Source organism: Halomonas sp. PR-M31 (assembly GCF_001039575.1).
Taxonomy (GTDB): domain Bacteria; phylum Pseudomonadota; class Gammaproteobacteria; order Pseudomonadales; family Halomonadaceae; genus Modicisalibacter.
This window is the reverse complement of record NZ_JIBT01000008.1, coordinates 1-17,901: the sequence shown is the minus strand read 5'-3', so window position 1 is coordinate 17,901 and position 17,901 is coordinate 1. Positions and strand designations below refer to the sequence as shown.

Genomic DNA, 17,901 nt, shown 5'->3' with positions numbered 1-17,901 from the left:
TGGTCAAGTTTTCCGCCACGCAGGAGGATGGCTTCAACAATGGTGAAACCGTCGGTTTCAGTGCGGACATGGACTAATTCGATCGCCGGTATGGATAAGCGAGGTGAAACAGGCGTCGACACGGGGACGAACCCAAAGTGGGACGTAGGCGGCATTTCCGGCGCCGAGCTGATTGGCTCGAAGGTCTATATTGCCTTCACCGACGGTAGTGTTGCTCATGCGCAGTTGATGGCGGATGGCAGTCAATCCGGTGCCCAGGCGCTGGTAACTCAGGCTCCGAGACAAAATGCCGAGGTGAAGCTCACTGTCACCAATGTGGCTCGCGGAGAAGATGGAACCTTCGAGGAAGCCCCAACCGTGGAAGTATCGGGCCCTGCGAACGAGTGGGTGCGGGTCGTCATGACGAAGGGGCATCAACCGGTTGTCAACAAGGAAGGCGGTATCGCAAGCATCGTGGAGGAACGGCTGGAAGATAATGCTTTCCCCGCCAACAACGCCATGGAGTTTCAGTTCGCCGACGTACAGTTGGATGGCAATGGCTTCGCTGACGTTTCTGCCAAATTCGACTACAACGAGTTCCAGAACGGTACAGCTAGCTTCGAGGGTAGTGACGCATTACCAGTCGGCTTCGTGGCGGCGGTTATCGAAGATCCCGCAACGGCCGAAGCATTCGCCCTGGGAGGTGTAAGCGAGCCGATCTACCTGTTTTGATAAGTAGATCATGCTGTTGGGAGAGCTTTGGTCCAGAGAGATTGGTTTCTCGTGACAGAACAACAACCCTTCCAATATGCAAGCTGCGGAACTGGTAAAAAACCGTCAGAAAGCGGCAATACAAGGAAGCGGGCTTGGCTAATGCGGCCAAGCCCGCTTTTTAGTAAGAATTGTGCAAACATCAAGTAACATTTCTAATTCTTTTTTACTATTTTAACTAGCCATAAAAAGTTTTTTTTTCGACAAAAAACATATTGTCACTTTGAAATTAAAAGTCAGTGTTTAGGTTGATGCGAAGTATATGGCGTGCGCATGGGATGTTTCAGGACAAAGTGGTACTGCTATGAACTATAAGTTAACCTAAAATGTTGATTTTATTTTATATTCTAAATTTTGTTAATATTTTAGTTTCTGTCGTTGCATGAATATTAATAACTTCTTGTATCAACGCGCTCCTTTATTTTACTAAGAATTTAATTTTTCGATCAGATGAAAGCACTGTTTTCCTAATAGCCATGTGACTAGAAAAAAAGGTTATGCACCCACTCACTGAAACAGTAATATTGTGTATTGAAGGTTTGCAGTTTTGTAAACAACCCGTTACGCTTTCGTGGACGATACGGGTACAAAAGCAGTGGCTTGGGAGAAACGCCATAAAATCTCTCGGGCGGTAGCGTGGGTAAAGAAAACCCACAGTTTCCGAGAGCTACGTTTTGTACTTTCTACTTGGAAGTGCAAATTTAGCTTTCCCTGATTCATGAATCTTAGCTCTGAATAGTGGAATCTATGATGAAAAAAACAATGCGTACCTGGAGTCTGGCCACAGCATTGCTGTCAGCGAGTGTACTGGCTGGATGTTCCATGGCACCCGGAGGACACATCGATTATGAAGCCGACGCGCCTCCTCTGGACGATCGTGTGGAAATTCAGCAGATCACTCCCAACCTGATAGCAACCTACCGTGAACAAGTTGATGCAACCGGTGCAACGGGGATGTCAGAGGAGTTGAGCGGTGAAATCGATTCCTACGAGTACCAAATAGGTCCGGGTGATGTTCTAACGATCATCGTTTACGATCATCCTGAATTAACCATTCCGGCTGGTGCAGAGCGAAGCGCTACCGAGGCAGGCACCGTCGTACAAGCCGATGGCACTATCTATTATCCCTATGTTGGCCGGGTAAATGTTGAAGGCAAGACCGTCGATCAGATACGACGCATCCTCGCCAGTCGCCTTTCTAATTTCATTACCGATCCCCAGGTCGAAGTCAGCATGGCGGCTTTTCTATCCAAGAAAGTTTACGTAACGGGAGCCGTTGCGACGCCAGGCGTGGTTCCTGTTTCCAACGTGCCCATGACTGTGCTGGACGTCATCAGCAAAGTAGGGGGAATGAATGAAATGGCTAACTGGCGGAACGTAACGTTGAACCGCAACGGTGACGAACGCTCATTGTCCTTGTTCGCCATGCTCAAAGAGGGTGATCTTTCTCAAAACTTTCTGGTCCAGCCGGGCGACGTCCTTCACGTTTCCACTCTAGAAAATCAGAATGTGGCAGTTCTTGGCCAGGTGCTAAAGCCGGGTAACATTCAAGTAGGCAACGAGCGGCTTTCTCTCACTGATGCACTGGCTCGTGCTGGAGGTGTAGATGAATTCCGTGCAGAACCATCCGGTATCTTCGTCATCCGTGCCAAGCCTGCAGGCGACGAAAAAATAGCTACGGTCTACCAACTCGATATCAGCAACGCGGTGGCATTGAACATGGGTTCATATTTCCCTCTCGAGCCACGGGATGTCGTGTATGTCACCACAGCACCGCTGGCACGTTGGAACAAGGTCATCAGCCTGCTACTCCCATCAGTCACACTGCCGGGTGATATTGCCGGTGTTGGTAATGAAGTCGGTGATCTATAAAGCCTATGTTTGATTCTATTCTAGTGGTTTGTACCGCCAATATTTGCCGTAGTCCGGTAGCCGAAGCCCTCATGAGGGCTCGGTTCCCAAAACGGCAAATCGAATCTGCGGGGATTGCTGTAGGTGAGCTTGAAGGTCATGAAGCAGCTCCTCTATCCAAGGAACTGGCGGAAACCGCTGGACTGAATCTTGATGGGCATCGCGCAAGACAGATCCATCGCGACATGATCGAGCTCGCGGATCTTATATTGGTAATGAGCGAAGGTCAGCGTCGCAAGATCGGCGAACTCTCTCCGGCAGCCACAGGCAAAACCATGTTGTTTGGCCGTTGGTTGCCGGATGGAGGGGCTCATGGATATTCCATTCCCGATCCTTACCGTAAAAGTCGTGAAGCTTACGTCCACGTTCATCAAATTTTGACTCGTGCTGCAGATACTTGGCACACAAAGCTTAGGGATTGACCCTATGACCAGCCTCGCCCCAGGAAATACCATGTCTCAAGAACAACAACCTCCTACGACAAGGAGCACTAACCAGAACGATGAAACCATCGATCTGGGCCGCTTGTTCGGGTTGCTCATAGACAACAAGTGGAAAATATTAATCTTTACCATCTTATTCATGCTGGCCGGACTAGTTTATGCGCTACTGGTCACGCCGGTTTACCAGGGAGACGCTCTAGTGCAGGTCGAGAAGACGGCCACTAGTGGCAATAACTCTGATCTAGCAAGGTTGCTTGGCGAAGAAGAACCTGCGTCCGCTGCCCAAATGGAAATTCTGGCATCCCGACTCATCTTGGGCCAAGCAGCGTATCAAGTGAATCTTGATACTGTCGTTCGTCCCGTCACACCGCCAATTTTAGGCGATGCATTGATACGCTATGGCATTCAACGCCCCGACCTTGCCGAAGGACGTCCAGAAATTTGGGGCGGCGAAAGTATTAAAGTTGAATCACTCAGTGTAGCTCCTGAGCTAGTGGGACAACCGTTTACACTTGAAGTCCTTCCTGAGAATCGCTATCAAATTCTTGACAGTGAAGGAGATACGTTAGGAACCGGCCAGATGGGCAAAGTGTTGGAAATCGACAACCCATGGATCGAGCTTCGTGTTGGTGACATTCAAGCTCCTCCCGGAGCGCAATTCACCCTACTCAAGCGCAGCCGTCAAGACACTATCGGTTCTTTGAAATCAAGATTCGTTGTATTACAAAAGGGTATTGAGACCGGAATCTTGCAATTGATGCTAACAGGAACCGATCGTGATCAGGTTAGTGCCTCGCTAGATGCTATTACTGAAGTTTATTTAGCGCAAAACATCGCTCGCCAAGCCGCTGAAGCAGAAAAAAGCCTTGAATTTCTTGAAAAACAGATGCCAAACGTACGTCAGCAACTGTTAGACGCAGAAAATAGGCTCAATCAATATCGTGCTGAACAAGATAGTGTCGATCTAACCCTTGAAACTCAAAATATGTTGACAGGTATGGTTGATATCGAAGGTCGGCTCAATGAGTTACAGCTGCAGGAGGCCGAATTATCCCGGCGTTTCACACCCAACCATCCAGTGTATGCAGCTTTGCTTGAAAAAAAGGCTCAGCTTAAGCGCGAGCAAGAAAATCTAGAAGAGCGTACTGGAGGCTTACCCGAAACACAGCAGCAAATACTACGTATGACACGCGATGTAGAAGTAACCCAACAGATTTATGTACAGCTGCTAAACCGCATGCAGGAGTTGAACATCGCCAAAGCTGGTACGGTAGGCAATGTTCGTATCATAGATTCTGCCTTAGTCAATCCAAGTCCCATCGAGCCCAAAACGATAGTGATCGTGTTGTTAGCAACCATTATTGGCCTCATCTTGGCACTTGGTTTCGTAATAGTACGAGGACTTCTCAATCGCGGAGTCGAAAGCCCTGAACAACTCGAAGAATTGGGATTACCTGTCTATGCAACAGTGCCATTATCGGAAGACCAAACAAAGCTTATCAAAAGAATTAGACACCACGGCGATCAAGTCGGGAAACAAGTTATCGGTGGAATGCTGGCTAAAATAAATCCGACTGACATTTCGGTCGAGGCATTGCGAGGTCTACGCACTAGTTTGCATTTTGCCATGTTAGATGCCCATAACAACTGCATTATGATTACTGGTCCTAGTCCGGGGATAGGAAAAAGTTTTGTTAGTATCAACCTCGCTGCAGTATGCGCTCAAGCGGGTCAAAGAGTATTGTTGATCGATGGAGACATGCGTAAAGGCGGTGTTCATATGGCTTTCAATGATCGCTCTGAAGCAGGACTCTCAGAAGTGCTATCGGGGAAGCTTGATATACAGCACGCCGTGCGCAATGGTGGTCTATCAGGACTGTATTACATGTCACGTGGCATTGCCCCTCCGAATCCATCGGAATTGCTGATGCAGCGTAGCTTCACGAAGATGATCGAGCAAGTTAGTGAAGAGTACGATTTGGTTATCATCGATACTCCGCCCATACTTGCTGTTACTGATGCTGCAGTCATTGGAAAACTCGTAGGTACTACCTTGATGATGGCTCGGTATGAGCTGAACCCGCCGCGAGAGATAAGAATAGCGCTACGTCGCCTTGAAACATCTGGAGTAAGGGTAAAAGGCTGTATTCTTAATGCAATGGAGCGCAAAGCTGCAACTAGTTACGGTTATGGTTATTACAACTATTCTTACAAGTAAAGGACATTCACAAAATCTCGTTTTGAATATTTTTGCTGAAATTTAATACATTCAAATATTTAAAAATACATAAAAACTACAGAAATATACGCAGCTGGAAAATAGGTAGCATGATGGCTAATATTAAAATTAGTGTTATAGTCCCTGCTTATAATGTAAAAGACTATATAGAAGAATCTCTTCGTTCCCTACTTGTCCAAGACAGTGGTTTTCATGAAATTATTATTGTTGACGACGGCAGTAATGATGGAACTTCTGAAATTCTTAAAAATTATAATAATGCAAAAAATATAAAAATAATTTCTATTGCGAATGGTGGCCAGGGTAATGCCCGGAATATTGGAATGGCTGCATCATCTGGGGACTATATTTACTTTTTTGATTCAGATGACATTCTTCATGACGAATTTGTGAGGAGGGTTAACCATAAGCTACAAAAAAGTAATTTTCCGGATATCCTCTTTTTCGCAGGAAAAAGCTTTTTCACACCAGGCTATAAAACAGATTTTTTCCCCGATTACTCACGGGGGTTTGAAGCGGAAAATGTAAGTGGAGAAGAAGCGCTAAGCATGTTTTCTAAGCATGGAAGAGTCTCGTCTCAACCTTGCCTTTATATAAGTAAGCGTAGCTTATGGTCAGCAAATAACTTAAAATTCAAAAAATCTTCCCATGAAGATGAAGAGATACTGTATCCATTGATATTGGCAGCTGAGCGCGTATGTGTTCAGGACCAAGTGCTGTTCTACAGAAGAGTTCGTCCTATGTCATTTATGACGACTCCGAAAAGTAAAAAAAAGGCATACGGCTGTTATGTAATTATGCTGTCTTTAGTAGATCTTTGCTTGACATTTAAGCCTAAATTGCCAACTACAAAAAGACTAATTTTAGAAAGAGCGGCAATGTATTCTTCAAAATATACGCGATTGTCCAAGTCCATAAATGAGAAAATAGATTTTAAAACGATATTGATATGTTCGATAAAAGTTAAAAGTATCAATTTATTCATAAGAGCGATGTATGGTCACCAAAGAGAAAACGCAACACGTTTAACTAGACTCTTTAAACCTACATGGCGGGTAAAAACTGAGTAAGTATGGCTCTATTAGAAATCGTTAACATGAAAAGCTATTTCTTTGTGGCCAGGGACGTTTTAAACCATGTTTATATCTATTGTGATTCCAGTTTACAAAGATTTAGAAAGACTGAGAAAGTGCATTGATGCAATAGCGAATCAGACTTTTGAAAGAAGCGACTTTGAAATTATTGTAGTGAATAATGATAGCTTTGAAGAGCTGCCTTCGTTACAGACAAGAAAGCTAGATTTAAAAGTTCTAGAATGTAAAAAAGAAGGATCCTATGCGGCTCGAAATACAGGAGCTAGAATCGCTAAAGGAGACTATATAGCTTTCGTAGATTCAGATTGCGTTCCAGACAAGAATTGGTTGGCAACCATAAAGTCTGTCTCTGAAAATGATCCCGAAGCAGATCTTATTGCTGGCAATGTTATTCTCTATCCAAAAGTAAAAGACAAGCCTAATACTTTTGAAATGTACGATATGATTCTTGGCATAGATCAAAAATCATATGCAAAGAAAAAAAAGTCGGTTACAGCTAATCTTGTAGTCAAAAATTCGACTTTCAGAGAGCTTTGTGGATTTGATGAATCGAACTTTTCAGGCGGAGATCATGAATTTTGTTCTCGCGCAAACGAGTCAGGTTACAAGTTTATATATGTTCCTGAATCAATTGTGATGCACCCCGCAAGAGATTGTATGAGTCAGATTTCAGGTAAGGCAGAAAGACGCATAGGAGGCCGCATAGGTAAGAACAAAAAAAAAGGGAGCAAAGCAATATTGATAACGTTGTCGCCTCCAGTTGTAAGACTTACAAAAGTAATGAGATCGAAAAAATTCGCGCTAAGGGAAAAACTGCAAGTTATAAAAATAATTTTGTTGATAAAGAAAATTCAAATAGAAGAGCTATATAAGGTAGTAGTATTGAATAAGAAAAGTGTGAGATAAAAATACAAGTTAATTCATTAAAAAATTCAATTGCCGAAGCGTTACGCTTTTATGAATTAAACACATAATTACTTGGCTAACGTTTACTAAAAGCACGAGGACGTATCTTGAATATCTTATATTGTTGCCCTTTTGATACTAGTATACCAACAGGGAAAAACCGTGCAACGAGACATAAAATAGAAGCGTTAAAAGAGATAGGTGATAACGTAACTATTGTTGTTCCAGGAACAATAGGAAAACGCTTTTCAAGGCTCTTTACGGGCATAATGTGCGAATTACGTTGTTTTTTAACGATTTTAATAAAAAACAAAAAAATCGATTATTACATTAGTCGTGGTGATGTCGGTCTCTTTTCAGTACCATTAGCCAAACTATTGGGCATTCTTACTATGAGAGAAATCCACTGCGGACCTTTCGAAGAATTAACCTTACTGGAAAAACCAAAGTTAGTTAAAATGTACTTGAAATTGATATTTTACTATTCATTTATTGTCAATAAAATGTCGGATGTGCGAATTTACAATAACCCAATGCTAAAAGAACATTTCGTTAAAGAGGGATGGGGAAATGAGAATGACATAGTGTCGTATAATGGAGGAAGCCCTGACGCAGTAGTGTCAATCAGCAAAAAATTGGCAATAAAAAAATATTTATTAGACGCTAATGTTAAATACTTAGTTTTTGTTGGATCAACTAGTAAATGGCGCGGCGTAGATTTATTAATTGATTTGCAGAGAGAGTTTAATAAAAATAACGATAATATAAAAATTATTTGTGCTGGAGGTAAAGTTACTAGAGAAATGGATCCTGATGCTTTAGTAATAAATTTTGCACCACTGGATGACATAGGCTGCGCTGAGCTAATCAAATGTGCGGACGCCTGTCTGCTCCCAGTTGCAGATAACCGTGTGAGTCCTGGAAGTCCATTAAAACTGTATGATTATATGATTAATGGACGACCAATTGTTGGTCAGCAAAAAATGCCAGGTTATTCAGATGAAATAAAACGTTATGGCGTTGGTATTACTGTTGATTTTTACAATCCGTTAGAAGCAAGAAAGTTAATAGTTGATTTCATCGAGGGTTCTGAAGCGCTTGAAATCTGTTCCAAGAATGCAGAAAAATCTTTCGATAACTACAACTGGGTTTCTCGAGTCAAGGACTGGTTTATATACGGTTCTCAATCTGCGTAGAGCGCTAATAATAAGTACTAAGGTATTTGAGGTGTTCTGTGACGACTTTTCTCTTCTTAACTTTTGTTTATTTGTTATCTTTTTGTATAGTTTGTTTGTTTGGAATTAAGTACAAAAAATTGTTTCTACTACTACTATTAGCCTTGGGCTTTCGTTGTTTTTTACTTCTAATCAACCATTATGAGATCTATATACTTCCTGGAAGTGCCGACGATGCGGCAATGTTCATAAGGCAGGCCAGACTTTGGTCAGAACTTAGCTTTCCAAATATTCTTGATGAGTTCAGTACGTCTAGATCCTACAATTATTCAGTTGTAGGTGCCCTAATTTTTAAAGTATTTGGATTTCACAAAATGATACTTCCAGCTATAAATTTGGTAGCTGGTGTTTCAATCGTTGGGCTGACTGGAGCTATTACCTACAAAATTTGGGGTGTGAGGCCAGCGCAATGGGCCGTATTTATTCTCGCTATTTATCCTTTTTCTGCGATCAACTCTGCGGTAGCGATGCGAGAAGAAGCATCTATCTTATTGTTTTTAATTGGATTATATTATTTTGTTGTTTGGCTACGAGAAGAATCGGTATTAGGTATATATATATGCCTTTTCTTTTTCGCGTTAGCAACATTAATTCATCCTGGTTGGGTAGCAGCTATTTTAGGTGTAGGAGCCTACTCGTTATACATTTTAGTAAAATCAATTCCACAGCTTTTCAATGGTAGTAGAATTACTAAACATTATTTTAGTAAGTTAATACTTTCATTCTCGATTTTACTTCTATCAGTAGGGTTAGCCGTTGCTGGAGGCGGAGTAAGTTTAGGAAAAGGGATGTCGATAGGAACAGAAGAAGGTGCAGCAATTTCAGAACAGATAGAGTCAAGATTTTTAGGTGTACCTGATGGTGGCTCAGCATATCCAGCAGTAATAGCTACTGGTAACCCTATAACACAGCCATGGTTGATTCCTGCAAAAGTAGCCTACTTTTTATATGCACCGTTTCCATGGGATATAAAAAGTGCTAGGCATGTTTTAGGATTAGTGTCGTCTTTTTTGCTTATGTTTTTAACATGGCGAATTTTTAAAGGTTGGAAAAATATACGCAACAAGCAAGAATGTTTAGCGCTGCTACTGATATTGATAAGTCTTATATTTGTCTTTTCAATTGGAGTTTCCAATATAGGCACTGGTATACGCCACAAAACCAAATTTACAGCGCTATTTATCATACTTGCAGCTGCTTCTTTCGATACTATTAAGTTAAAACTTAGGAGATGAGCGTGGATGTACTTTTTGTTGCCGGTAATGCTCGCTCACTAATCGCTAACCGAGGCGATTTGATACGCGAAATGCTGGAATCAAATCTTGATGTCGCAGCGGCTGTACCTACTAGGGATTACTTAGCTGAAGTAGAAAATCTTGGGATAAAAATATTTCCATTTGATATCGGACGTACCGGTATTAATCCAATAAGTGATTTACGTGCCATCTTTGCTTTGCTAAGTATAATAAAGCAGTGCAAACCCAAGGTTGTTTTTAGCTATACGATTAAGCCCGTAATATATGGTTCGATTTCAGCAAGAGTTGCTAAAGTTCCAAAAGTTTATTCAATGATCACTGGGCTGGGACATGTTTTCACTACATATTCATTGCGTACTAGAATTATCCGTTGGCTAGTCACTAAATTATATCGAGTAGGTGTTTCATGTAGCGATCTAGTCTTTTTTCAAAATCCAGACGATGTAAATGACTTTACTAAGCTCGGTATTGTCCGTGATAAAGAAAAAATCGTAAGGATTAATGGCTCAGGAGTAGACACTCAACAATTTGCACAGCAGCCGCTACCTAAAGGAACGCCAACTTTCTTATTCATAGGAAGAATCCTTACAGAAAAAGGTATTGCTGAATTTGTTGAAGCAGCTACAAATGTTAAAGAAAACTATCCTAATACACGCTTTGTTGCAGTGGGTCCTTATGATTCTTCTTTACCCCATTCAGTAGAATCAACACAGTTTGAAAAGTGGAAAAACAACTCGGCTGTTGATTTTTTTGACGCGGTTAAAGATGTTCGCCCTTGGTTGGCTAAATGTACAGTATTTGTATTACCTTCATATCGTGAAGGCACGCCACGCTCCGTTCTAGAAGCAATGAGTGTAGGTAGGGCTATTATTACTAGTGATGCACCCGGTTGTCGTGAAACAGTTATTGATGGTTTTAATGGTTTTTTAGTACCACCAGGAAAAGTAGATCCATTAAAGAACGCGATGGAAATATTTTTGAAAGATCCGAAGCTGGTAACGACCATGTCAGATGCATCCAGGAAAATAGCGGTAGAAAAGTACGATGTACATAAAGTTAATAAAATAATCTTGGAGGCGATGAAAAGTAATGAAAGTTTCAATAAAGCGCCTATTTGATATTGCAGTAAGCAGTATAGCGCTGCTGATGTTTTCGCCTTTGATATTAATAATGGCTATTTGGATTCGGTTTGACAGTAAAGGTCCCGTTTTTTTTACTCAGAGCAGAGTTGGTAAGGATCGTATATTCTTTCAAGTCTTTAAAATGAGAACTATGATTGATCGTTCATCTAGTCACATTGATCAAGTGAATGAGCGTGTTATTACTGGAAATAAAGATCCTCGAATAACGCGTTCAGGAAGGTTCTTGAGAAGTACCAGTCTTGATGAACTTCCTCAATTATGGAACATTTTGCTGGGAGATATGAGTATAGTAGGCCCAAGACCAATAATACCTGAGCAACTAGAGGTTGTACCTTCAGCGTTCGAAAAGAGATTTCAGGTGTTGCCAGGATTAACAGGGCTTGCACAAATTCGAGGACGACGTAGCTTAGGTTGGATTGATCAGTTACAAGCAGATAAAGAATACGTGGAAAAAAGAAATTTTTATTATGATTTGAATATAATACTGAGAACAATATTAGTCGTAATAAGAGGTTCAGGAATATATGGTGGCGAGTCAGAAAATTGGCGAGCGTATCGAGATAGAATGAAAACTCAGGATGGGCAAGACTAATATAGGAAAATTTTAATGATTCGTAATTTGAGTTGGATGCTGATTACCGCAAATCCTGCCATAGCCAAGCATGCAGAAGCATGTGGTGTCCAACGTATATTTGTAGATATGGAATCTCTTGGTAAGTATGAGCGACAAAAACACCTTTCTGCACATAATGCTTCACATACTCTTGATGATGTAGCGACCATAGCAGACGTCTTGAAGCAAGCAGAGCTTATGGTTCGAATAAATCCGATGAACAATAATTCGGCTTATGAAATAGACGGCGCTATAGAGAACGGTGCACAGCGACTCATGCTTCCAATGTTCCGTCGTCCAGAAGAAATACGCAAATTCTTAGAACTAGTAAATGAACGTGTTCCAGTAACTTTATTAGCTGAAACAATTCAAGCGGTGAGTAGGTTGTCTACTTATGTAGATAATTTAGGTCCACGAGATGAAGTGTATTTTGGCTTAAATGATCTAGCTTTAGATATGAAACTAAACTACTTATTTGAACCTCTCGCTGCAAGAACTTTTGAGCTTGGAACGAAATTGCTTATAAACCGCAAAATTGATTTTGGCTTCGGTGGAATCGCGCGTATAGGTCACGGAGAATTGCCTTCGGAATATGTGCTCAGCGAGCATGTAAGACTTGGTTCGAAATGGGCTATTCTTTCACGGGCATTTCATGGGAATGCACAAAGATTGGAAGAGCTAGTTGACAAAATAGATCTTGAAGAGGAGTTAAAAAAACTTCGAAAAGAAGAAGAGTTATTACAAAAAAGTAATTATTCTACTTTAGAAAATAATAGACAACGCTTAGAAAGAAAGGTTTTTGAAATTGCTAAAGGGAAATGGAGTGATGATTGACTTTTCTCGAAAGCTAAATATTTTATTCATGCAAAAACCTGAAGTTTTGAAACAGCAGCGGGGTCAGGTAGAAAAATATATAAAGCAAAATTCATCTATAGATTTCAAGATCTACTTTGCTAGTAAAACTGAAGATATTGTTGAAGGAACAAACATTGATATTATAGTTACACCAACGTTAGATTGGCTTCCTTCAGCCTTAGAAAAAGTAGAAGGTTGTCAGTGGATACACTTTCTATCTGCTGGAGTAGAGAAAATTTGGAAAATGGATTTTGATAAAGAAAATATTATTCTAACAAAAAGCAGCGGAGTTAATAGTGCACCTATGAGTGAATATGCATTAGGTGCCATGCTTTATTTTGCAAAACAATTTGACCGGTTTAACGAAAAAGGTCAAGACAAGACATGGGAGCGTGAATGGCTAGAAGAGCTAACTGGAAAAAAGTTGGCAATTTTAGGATTAGGCCATGTAGGTAAAGCCGTTGCAGAAAAAGCAAATGCTTTCGGCATGAAAATTGTTGGTGTTCAACGAAAACCAAAAGCTCGCAATGGTATAGATAAAATTGTTCCCCTCGAACAAGTTGAAGAAATCATATATGATTCAGACTATATAGTAGTTTGTTTACCTCTTACAGATGATACCAGACAACTGGTAGATGAAAAATTTTTGAATACAGTTAAACCCGGCTGTGTCTTGATTGACATCTCAAGGGGAGGAATTGTAAATGAAGACTCTATTATCAATGCACTCGATAGTAAGAAGCTGCGTGGGGCGGCATTAGATGTTTTCGAAAAACAACCACTTTCTTCAGATTCAAAGCTATGGCAAAGAAGTAATGTATTAATAACGCCACATGTCTCGGGAACTACACCTTTTTATCTTGAAAGAGCTATTAAGATATTCTCTGAAAATTTAAATGAGCTTAAAAAGAGTGGTGTTTTATTAACTAGGGTCAGTGTTGAAAGAAGGTATTAGATCGTTTTTTAGTTTTAGCGTTTTTGAAAATAAAAGCTAATTTAAAATTACAGGTATTCAAATAAAGGCTAAACCCGATGTTCAAGACAGTAAAAGAACTTTATAATTTGCTCACACCTAAACAGCGAAGTAAACTCTTACGTTTGCAAATACTAGTCATTTTGATGTCTTTTGCTGAAATTGCGGGTGTGCTTTCCATTGGGCCTTTTATGGCAGTAGTTGCAGATATGTCCGTTCTCAATGGGGATGGATTTTGGGGAAATATTTATACTGCCACAGGATTTCAATCTCATGAAAACTTCTTGTTTTGGATGGGCGTATTAGTATTACTCGTTTTAATGATAGGTAACATTTTTTCCATTTTCACCATGTGGAATTTATTTATATATGCACAACAAGTTGGAGCACAAATAGGAGAACGGCTTTTTCAGCACTACTTATTTCAACCTTGGTTATTTCATTCGTCAGGTTCAAGTGCAACCTTGACAAAACAAATTGCGCAAGAGACATCACGGGTTACCGATAGAATAATTCAACCACTTCTGCAAATGAGTGCTAAAAGTGTTTTGACGGGACTAATGATGACAGCAATTTTCATTTATAACCCTAAAGTCGCATTAGCCGGTGCATTTATATTTGCTGTAGCCTATTTTCTACTTTACCGTTTTGTAAGAATACCTTTGATGCGCAATGGAAAAACGATTTCAGAGATGCAAACAAAAAGATTTAAGCTAATGGGTGAGGGCTTTGGTGGTATAAAAGATATTCTTTTACTGGGAAGACAGAATATCTTTTCTGAACGATTTTCGGATGCAAGCAAAAGGTTTGCAAGGAGCCAAGGTGTCAATCAAGCCCTTTCTCAAGCTCCTCGTTATGCAATGGAATTAGTGGCGTTTGGTAGTGTCATGTTACTAATTCTTTATTTGCTGAAAGTTTATGGAGGTGACCTTGGTGATATTCTTCCTGTTTTGGCAGTTTACGCATTAGCTGGTTTTAAAATGCTGCCTTCATTTCAACAAATATATAGTTCTTTTTCATATGTGAAAGGCAACATGGCGGCTTTTGAGGCAATTCGTTCAGATTTAAAAGAAAGTTATAAAAGAACGGTTGAAATAGAAAACCAAAAATTTCAGCTTGGAAAAGAAACTCGAAAATTGTCAGTTAAAGAAAATATACTAATAAAAAACGTATCATTCACATATCCTGGTAAAGTAGATCCAGCACTTAATGAAGTAAGTATGTTGATTCCTGCAAAAAAGACAATTGGTATAGTTGGTTCTTCTGGATCAGGAAAGTCGACAATAATCGATATTCTTCTCGGACTAATAGCACCATCTAAAGGTGAGTTGCTGATTGATAATATATCGCTAACTTTAAGTGATGATGTTCATAAAAAAGTCAGGGAATGGCAAAACTCACTAGGTTTTGTACCACAATCGATTTTCTTATCCGATAATAGTATCAAAGAAAATATTGCTTTTGGCATAGAAGAGCAAGATATCAATGAAAAAGATTTAAACAGGGCAGTAAAGTTAGCACATCTAGATGAGTTAGTTAGTCAATTGCCACAAGGACTTGATACTAAGGTAGGCGAGCGAGGCGTCCAGTTGTCAGGTGGTCAAAGGCAACGAATTGGTATTGCTCGTGCTCTTTACCATGACGCAGAAGTTCTTGTTTTCGATGAAGCTACAAGCGCCTTAGATAATATATCAGAAAAAATGATAATGGATGCAATCTATGAATTTGTGGGCAAAAAAACGGTAATTATAATTGCTCATCGATTATCGACTGTAAAACAGTGTGATCTGATATTTCTTATGGAAGCTGGAAAAGTTATTGATAGTGGAACTTATGATGAACTAGCGGAAAATAACAAAATTTTTAAGAAAATGGCTAATAGAGTATAATTTCATAGTTAGATGTTTATGAATGTTAATGTTTAGCAGGATAAAATACTTTTACAAATGCATAAAGTAGATAGCAATTACACATATAATTTAAACTTATTATATGAATTTGTTATAGGAGGCTTTGATGAATTCTGAGAAGGGAACTTTCGTTATATCACTAGATTTTGAACTTTATTGGGGTGTTAGAGACAAGAAAGGAATTAACGATTATCGAGAAAATATTTTAGGGGTTTGGAAAGCAATCCCTGCAATACTTGATTTACTAGAAAAATATAACGTGCACGCTACGTGGGCAACCGTAGGAATTTTATTTGCTGAGAATAAGCAGCAAGCACTTCTTTATAGTCCTACAAAAAAACCCTCTTATACAGATAAGAATTTATCGCCATATTTATATTTAGAAGAAAATGGTTTTTTAGAAGATGAGATGCATTTTGCTCCGGATCTCATAAAAAAGATATCCAGGTATGCGGGACAAGAAGTAGCAACGCACACTTATTGTCATTATTATTGTCTCGAAGATGGTCAGTCTGATGAAGAATTCAAGGAGGATATTTCGTCAGCTATAAAAATTGCGTCGCAGTACAATATTGAGACAAAAAGCCTTGTTTTCCCACGTAATCAGTTCAATGAAAATTACTTAAACTTACTTTCAGATTTAGGCATAACTTCTTATAGGGGAACTGAAAAAAGTTGGATATACAAGGCTGACCATAATAAAGAGTCCAAAAAGCGATCTCGTCGTGCTGCCAGACTTCTTGATTCCTATATCAACTTGTCAGGTCATAATACATATAAAATTGAAAAAAACGATGATAAAGCATCGCCAATTGATATAAGGTCAAGTAGGTTCCTTAGACCGGTCAGTGAAAAATTAAAATTTTTGGAATCTATCCGTCTGCAAAGAATAAAAAGAAGCATGAAAAACGCAGCAAAAAAAGGTGAAATTTATCATTTATGGTTTCATCCGCATAATTTTGGAGTAAATCTACATGAAAACATTGAATTTTTAGAATCTATTTTGAAGTATTATTCTAACCTGAATAGTAGCTATGATATGAATTCTTTAAATATGAGTGAGTTGTGTGAGAAGAGTAAAGGCAATTCGTATGGAAAAAAAGCGTCCTAAAGTTGTTATGTTGTGTTCTTGCAGTGCTTCATCGTTTTATGTTTTTAATGGAATAAAAGATGATGTTGATATCGAACTAGTTATATTTGAGGAGTCACATAGCTCAGTTGACAAGTTTAATAAGAAGTTAAAATTAATAAAAAATAGAATTAATCGTTTAGGGATGAAAGCTGTAATTGGTCAAATTTTATTTATGGCATTCGAAAAATTTTATATTAAAAAAACAAGTAAAAAAATGATTGCCGCTGCGAAAAAAAAATATGACCTAGATGATACTTTTCCAAATATAGAAAACAAAAAAAGCGTTCGTAGTGTAAAAGATCCAAAAATAGTAAATTACATACAGGCAGTGCAACCAGACGCAGTGCTTGTTAATGGTACTGGTATACTGCCTTTATCAATAATAGAAAATATAAAATGTCCAATCATCAATACTCATGTAGGTATTACTCCCAAATATCGTGGTTCCCACGGTGGATACTGGGCTTTAGCCAATAATGACAAAAATAACTTTGGTGTAACTGTACATTTAATAGATGAGGGTATTGATACAGGAGGGATTTTGTATCAGGCAAGGGGGGAAATATCGGAAAATGACACGTTTACTACATATCCGTTACATCAAATAGGAATGGCCATACCTTTAATTAGCAGATCTCTTTACGACGTTATATATAATCGTTTAGAAGCTAAGACCAGTAATTTGGACTCCTCTATTTGGTCGCATCCAACGTTATTTGAATATATTAAAAACTGGAAAAAAAAAGGTATTAAATAGATTAATCAAATTCAGTTCTAAATAACAGTTTTTTAAAATTAATTAAAATAAGTTTTTATTGCTTCTTACTTTGCAGGGAAAACAAATGAAAAAACGTATTCTAGTTACTGGCGGCGCAGGCTTCTTGGGTTCTCACTTATGTGAGAAATTACTGGAAACTGGCAATGATGTGCTCTGCGTAGACAACTTATTTACAGGTAAAAAAGAAAATATTGCACATTTGCTAAATAACCCTTATTTTGAATTCATGCGTCACGATATAACCTTCCCGCTTTTTGCAGAAATAGACCAAATTTACAACTTAGCATGCCCGGCAAGTCCCATTCATTATCAGTTTGATCCTGTCCAGACAACGAAGACAAGTGTTCATGGCGCTATCAATATGCTAGGTCTTGCTAAAAGAACTAAAGCGCGAATATTGCAGGCATCAACAAGCGAGGTTTACGGGGACCCAGAAATACATCCTCAGCCTGAAACATATTGGGGTAAAGTAAATCCAATTGGCGTAAGAAGCTGTTATGATGAAGGTAAACGTTGTGCTGAAACCTTGTTTTCTGATTATCACCGTCAACACAAAGTTGATATAAGAATAGCTCGTATTTTCAATACCTATGGTCCAAGAATGGATCCAAACGATGGAAGAGTAGTCAGCAATTTCATTGTTCAAGCATTACAGAACAAAAAA

Annotated in this window: 16 protein-coding genes; all 16 read left to right on the top strand. The window is 39.3% G+C overall.

Annotated elements, in window-relative coordinates; all coding sequences use genetic code 11:
• The first annotated feature begins 27 nt into the window (after nt 1–27).
• Nucleotides 28–711: a hypothetical protein gene (locus tag CH74_RS03180; RefSeq protein WP_156181325.1), complete on the top strand. Its 684-nt coding sequence runs from the start codon at nt 28–30 to the stop codon at nt 709–711.
• Between the two features lie 789 nt (nt 712–1,500).
• Entirely contained in the window at nt 1,501–2,622 is a 1,122-nt protein-coding gene (locus tag CH74_RS03175; RefSeq protein ID WP_253272919.1) for a polysaccharide export protein, read from the top strand.
• Nucleotides 2,623–2,627: 5 nt separating this feature from the next.
• Nucleotides 2,628–3,083, top strand: coding sequence for a low molecular weight protein-tyrosine-phosphatase (locus CH74_RS18115; RefSeq protein WP_082140267.1), 456 nt, complete (start codon nt 2,628–2,630; stop codon nt 3,081–3,083).
• A gap of 31 nt (nt 3,084–3,114) precedes the next feature.
• Entirely contained in the window at nt 3,115–5,322 is a 2,208-nt protein-coding gene (locus CH74_RS03165) for a polysaccharide biosynthesis tyrosine autokinase (RefSeq protein WP_048306039.1), read from the top strand.
• Between the two features lie 110 nt (nt 5,323–5,432).
• Nucleotides 5,433–6,413, top strand: a complete 981-nt coding sequence (locus CH74_RS18110) for a glycosyltransferase family A protein (RefSeq protein ID WP_082140266.1) — start codon at nt 5,433–5,435, stop codon at nt 6,411–6,413.
• A 66-nt stretch (nt 6,414–6,479) separates the two neighbouring features.
• The gene (locus CH74_RS03160; RefSeq protein WP_048306038.1) at nt 6,480–7,343 is read left to right on the top strand and encodes a glycosyltransferase family 2 protein; all 864 of its coding nucleotides are present in this window, start codon (nt 6,480–6,482) and stop codon (nt 7,341–7,343) included.
• A gap of 107 nt (nt 7,344–7,450) precedes the next feature.
• Nucleotides 7,451–8,539: a glycosyltransferase gene (locus CH74_RS18105; RefSeq protein WP_156181323.1), complete on the top strand. Its 1,089-nt coding sequence runs from the start codon at nt 7,451–7,453 to the stop codon at nt 8,537–8,539.
• Between the two features lie 38 nt (nt 8,540–8,577).
• Nucleotides 8,578–9,813: a hypothetical protein gene (locus CH74_RS18545; RefSeq protein ID WP_156181321.1), complete on the top strand. Its 1,236-nt coding sequence runs from the start codon at nt 8,578–8,580 to the stop codon at nt 9,811–9,813.
• A 2-nt stretch (nt 9,814–9,815) separates the two neighbouring features.
• Nucleotides 9,816–10,952 carry a glycosyltransferase family 4 protein gene (locus CH74_RS18100; protein WP_216594702.1) on the top strand — a complete coding sequence of 379 codons (1,137 nt, stop codon included), beginning with the start codon at nt 9,816–9,818 and terminating at the stop codon, nt 10,950–10,952.
• Nucleotides 10,924–11,568: a sugar transferase gene (locus CH74_RS18095; RefSeq protein WP_082140264.1), complete on the top strand. Its 645-nt coding sequence runs from the start codon at nt 10,924–10,926 to the stop codon at nt 11,566–11,568. Before CH74_RS18100 ends, CH74_RS18095 begins: the two co-directional genes overlap by 29 nt.
• A gap of 15 nt (nt 11,569–11,583) precedes the next feature.
• Nucleotides 11,584–12,423, top strand: a complete 840-nt coding sequence (locus CH74_RS03150; RefSeq protein ID WP_048306036.1) for an aldolase/citrate lyase family protein — start codon at nt 11,584–11,586, stop codon at nt 12,421–12,423.
• Nucleotides 12,416–13,399, top strand: a complete 984-nt coding sequence (locus tag CH74_RS03145; RefSeq protein ID WP_048306035.1) for a D-2-hydroxyacid dehydrogenase — start codon at nt 12,416–12,418, stop codon at nt 13,397–13,399. Before CH74_RS03150 ends, CH74_RS03145 begins: the two co-directional genes overlap by 8 nt.
• 77 nt (nt 13,400–13,476) lie before the next feature.
• Nucleotides 13,477–15,306: an ABC transporter ATP-binding protein gene (locus tag CH74_RS03140; RefSeq protein ID WP_048306034.1), complete on the top strand. Its 1,830-nt coding sequence runs from the start codon at nt 13,477–13,479 to the stop codon at nt 15,304–15,306.
• 127 nt (nt 15,307–15,433) lie between these two features.
• The gene (locus CH74_RS03135) at nt 15,434–16,438 is read left to right on the top strand and encodes a polysaccharide deacetylase family protein (RefSeq protein ID WP_048306033.1); all 1,005 of its coding nucleotides are present in this window, start codon (nt 15,434–15,436) and stop codon (nt 16,436–16,438) included.
• Nucleotides 16,419–17,216 (top strand): formyl transferase, encoded by a 798-nt coding sequence (locus CH74_RS18090; RefSeq protein WP_082140263.1) that lies wholly within the window; start codon nt 16,419–16,421, stop codon nt 17,214–17,216. The genes CH74_RS03135 and CH74_RS18090 overlap by 20 nt, the downstream gene beginning before the upstream one ends.
• A gap of 85 nt (nt 17,217–17,301) precedes the next feature.
• The coding region (locus tag CH74_RS18085) for a GDP-mannose 4,6-dehydratase (protein ID WP_156181319.1) at nt 17,302–17,901 on the top strand (600 nt) is incomplete at its 3' end.

Excerpts from the sequence above, each read along its gene's own strand:
- CH74_RS03175 (WP_253272919.1), top strand. The coding sequence starts at position 1,501 with ATGAAAAAAACAATGCGTACCTGGAGTCTGGCCACAGCATTGCTGTCA.
- CH74_RS18115 (WP_082140267.1), top strand. The coding sequence starts at position 2,628 with ATGTTTGATTCTATTCTAGTGGTTTGTACCGCCAATATTTGCCGTAGT.
- CH74_RS18110 (WP_082140266.1), top strand. The coding sequence starts at position 5,433 with ATGATGGCTAATATTAAAATTAGTGTTATAGTCCCTGCTTATAATGTA.
- CH74_RS18090 (WP_082140263.1), top strand. The coding sequence starts at position 16,419 with ATGGAAAAAAAGCGTCCTAAAGTTGTTATGTTGTGTTCTTGCAGTGCT.
- CH74_RS03140 (WP_048306034.1), top strand. The coding sequence starts at position 13,477 with ATGTTCAAGACAGTAAAAGAACTTTATAATTTGCTCACACCTAAACAG.
- CH74_RS03160 (WP_048306038.1), top strand. The coding sequence starts at position 6,480 with ATGTTTATATCTATTGTGATTCCAGTTTACAAAGATTTAGAAAGACTG.
- CH74_RS03165 (WP_048306039.1), top strand. The coding sequence starts at position 3,115 with ATGTCTCAAGAACAACAACCTCCTACGACAAGGAGCACTAACCAGAAC.
- CH74_RS03135 (WP_048306033.1), top strand. The coding sequence starts at position 15,434 with ATGAATTCTGAGAAGGGAACTTTCGTTATATCACTAGATTTTGAACTT.
- CH74_RS03150 (WP_048306036.1), top strand. The coding sequence starts at position 11,584 with ATGATTCGTAATTTGAGTTGGATGCTGATTACCGCAAATCCTGCCATA.
- CH74_RS03145 (WP_048306035.1), top strand. The coding sequence starts at position 12,416 with ATGATTGACTTTTCTCGAAAGCTAAATATTTTATTCATGCAAAAACCT.
- CH74_RS03180 (WP_156181325.1), top strand. The coding sequence starts at position 28 with ATGGCTTCAACAATGGTGAAACCGTCGGTTTCAGTGCGGACATGGACT.
- CH74_RS18095 (WP_082140264.1), top strand. The coding sequence starts at position 10,924 with ATGAAAGTTTCAATAAAGCGCCTATTTGATATTGCAGTAAGCAGTATA.